The sequence below is a fragment of the Microcystis aeruginosa NIES-4325 genome (genome assembly GCF_008974145.1).
Classification (GTDB): Bacteria; Cyanobacteriota; Cyanobacteriia; order Cyanobacteriales; family Microcystaceae; genus Microcystis; species Microcystis aeruginosa_G.
Window position 1 is genome coordinate 1 of record NZ_BJKP01000090.1, and the last position, 1,196, is coordinate 1,196.

Annotated in this window: 1 protein-coding gene; it reads left to right on the top strand. The window is 37.9% G+C overall.

From position 1 onward, the window contains the following. Window positions 1–91 precede the first annotated feature (91 nt). On the top strand, window positions 92–1,153 hold the full coding sequence (locus tag MiAbW_RS19085) for an ISKra4-like element ISMae42 family transposase (RefSeq protein WP_151697347.1): 1,062 nt from the start codon (window positions 92–94) through the stop codon (window positions 1,151–1,153). Window positions 1,154–1,196 lie beyond the last annotated feature (43 nt).

Below are 1,196 nucleotides of genomic sequence, written 5' to 3' on the forward strand. Positions count from 1 at the left end.
GGGAGCAAGTCAAAGCTGAAGAACAAATAAACTACTTGACAAAAGCATCAATTGGGTATGGGATAGAGAAAAGAGTAGGGAAAAGACAAAAATGACTCCAGAGCAACAACAAGAACTTAACCAACATATTCAAGCGATAGCCAAGATTCTTCATCAGGAAGCTGAGGCTGAAAAAATTCAAACTTTAGAGGGAATAGAGACGACAATAAGAGAACAGACCTTAAAATATATAACTCCGAAACTAGGATTTTTTTTTGTCACAAAAACGACAGGAACTCAAGCCGGGAGACCGAGAAAAATAAAAAGCATCATCGGAGAATTATGCCTGACAGAAAAACAAGCAATCCGTTTAAATATTCCTCGTAATAACCAAATTAGTCCTTACTTAGAACGCTGTTGTTTAAGAGCTAGTGCCAATGTTTCTTATGAAAATGCCGCCAGAGATATTCAATTTTATATAGGGATGAAGGTCTCGGCTAGGACTCAACAACGATTAGTCCATCGCCACCAATTTGCCGAAGAAGAATCAGGAAACCCCGTTCAAGAAATTAGTCTAGATGGAGGAAAAGTGCGCTTAAGAACCGAAACTAAGGGAGAGGCTTGTATCTGGAAAGATTATAAAGCAATCTGTGTTGATACTTTCCTAAGAAAAGCTTGGTTTGGAGAAAATGAATCGTTAATATATTGGGTTAATCAACAACCTTTATCTGACCCCCTTACCTGTTTGGGAGACGGACATCCCGGTATTTGGAAAATTGTGAAAAACTGGGATTGTCCAGGAGAAAAAAGAGAAATACTTGACTGGTTTCATTTGGTAGAAAATCTTCATAAAGTCGGCGGTTCAGTGAAGAGATTGAAAAAAGCAGAAAGTTTATTATGGCAGGGCAAAATTGAGGAAACAATAGCATTAATCTCTCCTTTAAAAAACGAACGAGCTGAAAATTTCTGTCGTTATTTAGAGATTCATCGTCATCGAATTGTTAATTATAATTACTATCAACAAGAAGAGATTTGCTCTATTGCTTCGGGAGCCGTTGAATCCACGGTTAAACAGATTGACCGACGACTGAAAATTTCTGGAGCCCAGTGGAATGAAGAAAATATCCCTCAAGTGCTTAAACACCGCTGTGCTTACCTAAATAACAGTCTTTAGCTATTGAATAGTATTTATGTTCTGACAAAACTGACTTGCTCCC